Source organism: Burkholderia sp. JPY481, from assembly GCF_038900515.1.
Taxonomy (GTDB): Bacteria; Pseudomonadota; Gammaproteobacteria; order Burkholderiales; family Burkholderiaceae; genus Paraburkholderia; species Paraburkholderia youngii.
Window position 1 is genome coordinate 1 of sequence record NZ_JAYMRT010000077.1, and the last position, 2772, is coordinate 2772.

The window sequence follows — 2772 nt, forward strand, 5'->3', positions numbered from 1 at the left end:
TTCAGGTAGCCCCGCGCCACCCCCGCCCCGCCAATGTAAAGCTCCCCAGCCGCACCAAACGGCACCGGCGCGCCATGACCGTCCAGCACGTACACCCGCGTGTTCGCAATCGGACGGCCGATCGGGACCACTGATCCATTAAAATCAGCCGGGCAATTCCAGGCCGTTACGTCGATAGCAGCTTCCGTGGGACCATATAGATTGTGCAGACCGGTCCAAGGTAATACGCACCGAACCTTCTGCGTGAGGGAAGCAGAAAGCGCCTCTCCACTACACACGAGACGCTGCAGGGAGGTGCAGCGATCAACGCCCTTCGTGTCCATGAAGCTGGCCAGCATGGATGGTACAAAGTGTGCGGTGGTGATGCGTTGGCCGACTATCAGGTTTACAAGCGCATCCGGGTCTTTGTGTACACCAGGAACCGCCAGCACCAGGGTTGCCCCTTCAAGCAAGGTCCAGAAGAATTCCCAGGCAGAGACATCGAAGCTAAACGGGGTCTTCTGCAAGACGACATCAGCCGTATTGAGTGCATAGGCCTTTTGCATCCAGATCAGGCGATTAACGATAGCCCGATGCTCATTCTGTGCCCCCTTGGGCGTGCCGGTGGATCCGGAGGTGTAAATCACATAAGCGAGATGGCGCGAGGTCAGGCCGAGCGCACGCGGGTCCGGATCGGAGAACGGCAGGTTCGCCCACTCCGGCGTCGCCGTCTCCAGATCGACCGCTATCACATTAGTCAGCACCTCGGGGCCAAGTGCGGCGCGGCCGGCCACATCGCAAAGCAGCAGCTGCGGAGCGGCATCGCCCAGCACCTGGCGCAACCGCGCCGACGGATAAGCCGGATCCAGCGGCAGATACGCGCCCCCCGCCTTCAGGATCGCCAAGAGCCCCACCACCATCGCCGCGCTGCGCTCCACGCAGATCCCCACCGGCTGATCCGGCCTGACTCCGCGTGCGATCAGATGGTGCGCCAGCCGGTTGGCCCGCGCATTGAGCTCCCCATAGCTCAGTCTCTCGTTCTCATGCACCAGCGCCACCGCCTCCGGTGCCCGCCGCACCTGCGCCTCGAACAGCTCATGGATGCACCGCTCCGACGGATACGCCGCCTCCGTGCGGTTCAGCTCCTCCAGCAGATACCCGCGCTCCGCCGCCGGCAGGATATCGATGCGCTCCACCGGCTGGCCCGCGTCCGCAACCATCGCCCGCAGCAGCGCCAGCAGATAACCACGCTGCCGCTCGATCGTCGCCTGATCAAAAAGTGCCGTGGCATAGCTCAGTGTTCCAGCGATCTCCTCGCCATGCTCGCTAAGGCTCAGCTCCAGATCGAACTTGACCTGATCGAGCCCGTCGGCGGCAGCCTCCACACTCAGTCCGGGAAGGTCGAACGACGGACCTGCGTGGTTCTCCCAAGCCAACATCACCTGGAACAATGGCGTGTGGTCAAGCGCCCGGGGCGGCTGCACGATCTCCACCACCTGCTCGAATGGCAGGTCCTGATGCTCCTGCGCCCCCAGGGCCGTACGCCGTGTCCGCTCCAGAAGCGTCGCCACGTTCGGCCCGCCCGACAGGTCCACCCGGAGCGCCAGCGTGTTCACAAAAAAGCCGATCAGCTCCTCGATCTCGCGCCGGCCGCGGTTGGCACTCGGCACCCCGATCACAATGTCGTCCTGCCCCGACAGACGCGAGAGCACCGCCGCCCAGCCCGCCAGCACCGTCATGAACAGCGTCGTGCCATGCTCACGGCCCAGCCGCCTGAGTTCCCGCGTGAGCTCCGCATCGATCTCCACCGGCACCGTGGCGCCGGCAAACGACTGGCGCGCCGGGCGCGGCCGGTCCGTCGGCAACGCGAGCATGGACGGTGCGCCTGACAGGGCCTCGCGCCAGTACTGCGCCTGACGCTGCAGCCGCTCCCCGGAGAGCCATTGCCGCTGCCAGGCCGCATAATCGGGATACTGGATCGCCGGCACCGGCAGGGCATCGGCCTGTCCGGCCACGAACGCCCGGTACAGGCTGCCCAGTTCCCGTACCAGCACCCCCACCGACCAGCCGTCCGAGACGATGTGATGCTGCGTCAGCAGGAAGACATGCTCCTGCTCCGACAGCCGGATCAGGCGCCCACGGACCAGCGGCCCGCGCGCCAGATCAAAAGGCATGCACGCCTCTTCGGCGCACAGCGCCACAAGCGCCGCCGCCGCATCCGGCCGCTCCCGCAGGTCGTGCTCCAGCACGGGCAGGCCCGTGCCGGGTGGCAGGATCTCAACCCGGGGCCCCTCCTCCGCATCAACGAAGACGCTGCGCAGCGCCTCGTGGCGCGCATACAGCTGATCGAGGCTGCGTCGCCACGCCGCGCGATCCAGCCTGCCCTGCAGCCGCCACCCCAGCGGAACGTGGTAGCGGACGCTGTCCTTGTCCAGCTGTGCCAGAAACCACAGCCGCTGCTGGGCAAACGACAGCTCAAGCGGCGCCTGGCGCGATACGGCCACAATCGCCGGCAGCGCCTGCGCTGCCGCGCCGCTCACCGCTCCGGCCACGCCTGCGGCCAGATCAGCCAGCACCGGCCGCGCAAACAGCATCGCCAGCGACAGTTCCACACCCGCAATCTGCGACAGCCGGCTGAGCAGCCGCACGGCCAGCAGCGAATGACCGCCCAGCTCGAAGAAGTGGTCATGCCGACCGACCCGCTCCAGACCCAGCAGCTCCGCCCACAGCTGCGCCAGCACCGTCTCGAGCTCCCCGCGCGGCGCCTCGTAGCCCCGCCGCGCATACGCATCG

1 protein-coding gene is annotated in these 2772 nt (G+C 66.7%); it reads right to left on the minus strand.

Annotation, left to right across the window (positions count from 1 at the left end):
• Positions 1-2772 (minus strand): amino acid adenylation domain-containing protein (locus VSR82_RS39565; RefSeq protein WP_498858876.1); only part of this gene is annotated, 2772 nt, incomplete at both ends.